Annotated in this window: 3 protein-coding genes and 2 pseudogenes; 1 reads left to right on the forward strand and 4 read right to left on the reverse strand. The window is 57.0% G+C overall.

Translation table 11 applies throughout. From position 1 onward, the window contains the following. The 3 genes and pseudogenes from C9413_RS27775 to C9413_RS27785 form a co-directional block, all read right to left on the reverse strand. Positions 1 to 220: pseudogene (locus tag C9413_RS27775) on the reverse strand (glutathione synthase); the annotation flags it as partial. Beyond that, complete coding sequence (locus tag C9413_RS27780; protein WP_040115823.1) at positions 221 to 2,107, reverse strand: flavohemoglobin expression-modulating QEGLA motif protein; 1,887 nt, start codon at positions 2,105 to 2,107, stop codon at positions 221 to 223. Beyond that, a complete protein-coding gene (locus C9413_RS27785) occupies positions 2,104 to 2,928 on the reverse strand; it encodes an N-formylglutamate amidohydrolase (protein ID WP_246703865.1) in 825 nt (274 codons plus the stop codon). Before C9413_RS27785 ends, C9413_RS27780 begins: the two co-directional genes overlap by 4 nt. Positions 2,929 to 3,569: 641 nt before the next feature. On the opposite strand from C9413_RS27785, the gene C9413_RS27790 reads away from it, so the two are divergent. Next, positions 3,570 to 3,920, forward strand: a complete 351-nt coding sequence (locus C9413_RS27790; protein ID WP_040115822.1) for a VOC family protein — start codon at positions 3,570 to 3,572, stop codon at positions 3,918 to 3,920. A 285-nt stretch (positions 3,921 to 4,205) separates the two neighbouring features. Here C9413_RS27790 and C9413_RS27795 read toward each other — a convergent pair. Beyond that, a pseudogene (locus tag C9413_RS27795) lies at positions 4,206 to 4,845 on the reverse strand (Bcr/CflA family drug resistance efflux transporter); the annotation flags it as partial.

Here is a 4,845-nt window from a genome sequence, read left to right on the forward strand (position 1 = left end):
TCTCATTACGGGTCGCGATCAACGCGTCGGCGTTCTTGGGTCTTCCACCACCTTGAATGATGGCCCGCACCGAGAGACTGTCATCCGTGCGAAGCACAAAACCATCGGGCGTGACGTAGCAGATATCATGGCCACGGGCCATCGCCGCAATCGCCAGAGACGTCGTCGTAAAATACGAAGCCTCGCCCTCGATGGAGTTCACGAAGAACGCAATGCGCATCTAGCTTTCCTTTGGTTGGACCATGTCGATGGGCCGCATTCCCTGTCTGGCCCTGTCGAGCCTTTCGCGCCCTTCACCGGTGGCGAGAAACAGCGGATAGACAGACGGTTGCTTCAGCAACCCGCGTGCTGCAAGCTCTTCCATGACGCCAAAATGAGAAGAGGCGATCTTTCCCATCCAGAAGGGTTCAAGCGCACCGCCGCGCTTGAGGTGATCCAGGAGCTGAAGCAGTCCTCTCAGGTAGATCGCGTCTTTGGCGAGACCGCCGCCTCGGTAGACCCGCAGCGCAAGATTGAACGCCCCGAAGTGGGTGAATTTATAATCCTGAACCAGACGATAGAACGCATGTTCAAAGGGCACGTCCGCAAGCATGTCGGCGCATGCGACGACGCGGGCAGCAATTAACTTCAGCCGTTCCACGGTCATACCGCCTGAGAGGTATTCGGCGAACACCGCAAGACCTTCCTGCATCCCTTCATAGCCAGAAAGGCCAGAGCGAAAGAGCCGCAGGCCTTGCGAGGATCCGTTGAAGTAGGTGAGCAGGTGGACGCCGATCTCATGGGAAAGAAGTGGCTCCACGCGCCGTCGATCCATATTGGTCGTCTTTGATATCAGAAGGCGATGATTGGTCACCATCAACCCTGATGGAAGATCATCGCGAAGCTCGATTTCGACTTTGAAGTCCGGCCAGGCCCGCCGATACATAGCGATCATTGCCTGCGCCCGTTGCGAAACATAGTTGGCGTCCGCATTCGGCGCCTCGGAAACCCGGTCGTCAAAATCAGCCGGGTCGTCGTTCGAAAGCATGCCGAGAATGCTTTCGGCTTCGGCAAGAAGAGACGGTTCGACAGGCCCGTACAACGCTCTTCCGAACTCAATGAAGCTGGCTGCCTGGCGCGACGCGATCAAGGAAAGCTGCAAATCCACTTCGCGCTGCTTTTCCCGATAAAGATCGTAGAGAACCGGGTCTTCCATATGATCAAAGGAAACCGAAAAGAGGTGCTGCTTTGCGCTTTCGACCTGGATGGTCAAAGGCCGGTAGAGGAAGGCGGGATCGCCTTTGAAACTGTTCGACTTGAACTGTTGAAACGCCTGCTGAGCGTTGATGGGGGTAACCGCAAGGAGCACGTCAAAGGCCGAAGCAATTTCATCGATGCCCCGGTCAACACGGCTCACGGCATCAACAAAGGCGCGTCGGCCCAAGGATCGATGCGATGTTAGTTTCAAGATGCCACGAGAGCCTATGAATGCGGCACATGCCCGTAGCCCGGCATCGAACAGGGTTGCAATCAGCTGATCTCGAAGCTCCGGGTATATCTGTGCGGACTCGGGCGCGCGGTAGATCGGAGCAAACTCGGCCGATAGGACGGCGCAACCGGGTAAAATAGAAATTTCCTCATCGATCACCGATGGTGGAGCGCCTCGTTCCTCGACCCTTGGCGTGCGAAACCGAGCTTCGCTCGCCATGACGGCCTGCGAGAATGCCTCTTTAGCTACAACGGCATTTTCGGTTGACCAGACCGAAACCTCGAAGGGGGGCAGATAGGGCGCGTCATCGGTAAGGAACTTGTCGCGACCAAGCTCTCCGCTTCTGATGACCAGGAATGATCCAAATCGTTCGACCGCGATGGCGCTAAGAGCCTGGATGACGGGCATGACCTGCTTTGGGGTCGATGCGAGAAGATACGAAGCGTTTGACTGTGTTACCGAGCGGGCAACCTCTTCGGTCTTGCGGGTCTCAACGTAAATGAAGAGGAAGGGCAGCAGTCGATCAATATGAAGTCGCCCGCCTTCCGGCAGCTCCTTGCGGATCGGCTTATCATCACGCAGACACTGTGTGACCTCCTCCAGCCAACTTTCCTGAACTGCCGACGTCTGTTGCATCATCGAGGCTGCCCCACAATGCGTTCCAGAAGCGGAACCGCCGCCGTTACCGCGTCGCGAAGCTTGCCGAGTACGGCGTTGTCCGGCTGCCCGGTCCATTCGTCCATGAATATCTTCTTGAACTCGATGGCGATGGCACATCCCGTCTTGGGGAACTGCTCATGGATAAACCGTGTTTGCTCTCCCTTGCCCTGGAAGGCGATATTCTCGCCCACAGCCAGCGGCTTGTCTCCGATCTTGAAGGCTCGGAAGTGCTCCATCAACGGATCAACGACATGCGCCCAGCGATCGCGGTCCATCGAGAAGGTACCGATGTTGATATCTGGGGCTTGCTCGGGATCGGTCCGGATGTCGGGACCGGCGCGGCGATGGTTATAGCTGTGGACGTCGAGAAGGACGAACTCCCCGTGGTTTCGCTCAATAGCCTTTAGAAGGGAGCCAAGCATTTCATAGTAGTCATCGTAAACCATCAGCGAGGCCAAGTGTTGGGAGGCGGGAAGGCCATTTTTCCAGACGGTTAGCCCCCAAGCCTGCTCGGGACGGAAGTAGACGGCCTGTTCGCGACCCCGGTTGAGATCGATCTCAAACCGAGACCGATGAAAAACGATCTGGTCCGGCACGCCACTGATCAGGACGGCTGTGAAGGGGTCTTCCTCACGAAGACGCTCGGACTCGCTCAAAGCACAAAGCGGCAGCAAGTCCTGCCGCATAAGCCGACCGTCATGGATTGCCGTCGCGATGACCGGAGATTGGCCTCTCCTGACGCTCCATAAAGAACCGGTGGCGGAACACGCGCTGTTTAAAACCTCGATCTGGTTTGTCAGTGATCGACCTTTCTGAACCAAGCCCTGCCTAAAGTTGTCGGGATTGCTTTTCCGCCAGCTGGACACGCCGGTGCTCCTTGGTTGCCTCTGCTTTTTCGCGATCTTAAAGAGAGTGGATCACAATCAGGACCAACGAAGGCGGGACGATCCTTCAATGGAGGGACGACCGGTCGATGGCTGCAGAAGGTTTCCGGACACATATTATCTACCGATTGCAGGGCTCTCGCCTGTTAGAAAAGAAGGTAGATCGGCGTCCACCTTGATCAAGATGGGCGGCATCGAGGCATTTGCAGGAGGGGCACGAACACTTCGACGGGCGGGCATTGATGTTCGAGGAAACAAAGCCTGCCTGAACCGACGGATTGATCATCTTGAAAACGTGAGGTTCGCGGCCTTGGCTGCGAAATTTATGGAACAGCCAAGCCGGTCAGGTTTTGATGTGAAAGATGCATTTTGGGCCGGTTCAGGAGCTGGATGGACAGCGCATGTTGAACGAGAGCGCATTGGCTATGCGCGCCGGCAGGTGGAACATGCTCGCTATCTGATCGTCGGTGGTTGCTCCGGCACGCGGGCACCGCATTCGGCCGTCACAGATCTTAGCGGTCATTTAGCGCGCGTAGGTGTCGGAAAAAGGAGGAAGAATGCTCAAGATAGGTTCGATTGTCTGGGGTGTAAGGGATGTCCCGCGTGCCATTGAATTCTGGTGCGCTGCTTTGAATTATAAGCCCGCGAGGGAGCCGTCGGCGGATTGGGCGATCCTCGTTCCGAAAAAGGGCGAGGGGCAACAGATGGCGATCACAATCGTCTCATCTGATCCTGAAACGCATCAGCGCCATCATCTCGATCTTTACGCATCCAATCAAAAAGCCGAAGTCGAGCGGTTGTTGTTAATCGGCGCGCAACGCGTCAACTGGCGCTATCCAGAGGAAGCGGACTACATCGTCTTGGCTGATCCAGACGGCAACACGTTCTGCGTCATTCAAAAGGAATGAGTTCCGCATGACGTCGATTTTCCACCAAGCCCTAAGAGCTTGCGCTGGATAGTGAGCCCGAAGTTGAACGGGCCGGCTTGGCTGTTTTCGGCGGTGATCATGCGAGCAAAAGGCGATGAGTGCGGGCAGCAGTTGCAGGGCCAGATCGCCAGATGTGGGGTGAACGCGCGTCTCGTTGGCCGACCATGACGCGCGAGAGAGTGCGCGCGAGCCGGAAGACGAGCATGTTTTCGCGAGAAGAAACCCCAAGGCTTAGATGCACTGAGCAATGGAAATCGGCTACTCCTAGGAAACCATCTTGGAGGCACGCCAATCGACAAATGCGGCCAAAATTGCTGCCAGCAATGCGAGTGATGCCGATATCAGCATCATACCGAGCAGTACATGCGTTGCACCTGCCTTCACAAGGAACAGGCCGGCGATTGAGGCTGTGAGCGCACCGCCAGCGGTTGTCATTGCAGCGGCCAGCCCCGCCGCGGTACCGGCGAGATCGGCGCGCACCGACAGCACGCCTGTGTTGGCGGCGGGCATGGTCAGTCCATTGCCGATGCCGATGAACATGCAAGGCCCAAAGAACGCAAGAACGTGGGCTGCTGTCGCCAAAATCGATAGGATCAGGCCAACCAACAGCCCCATACACGTTATGAGCCGCCCGACAATGAGGGTGGCGCCTAGCGCGTGCTTTGAGGCGAAGCGGCCAGCCAAATAGCTACCCAGGATGAAGCCCGCCGGGACCAACCCCATGTACAAGCCGAGTTTCGCACTTGAGCCGTCGAGCGTGTGACCGACGGCCAGTGGTGCTCCGCCCAGGAAGATGTAAAGTGTTCCCATGGACCAGGCCATACACAGGGTGTAGGCCCAGAACCGCGCCGAACTCAGGAGCTGTCCATAGGCGGCAAGATAGTTCCCATGCGGTCTCTGTGAG

The sequence above is a fragment of the Rhizobium sp. SEMIA 4085 genome, assembly GCF_013004495.1.
GTDB classification, from domain to species: domain Bacteria; phylum Pseudomonadota; class Alphaproteobacteria; order Rhizobiales; family Rhizobiaceae; genus Rhizobium; species Rhizobium gallicum.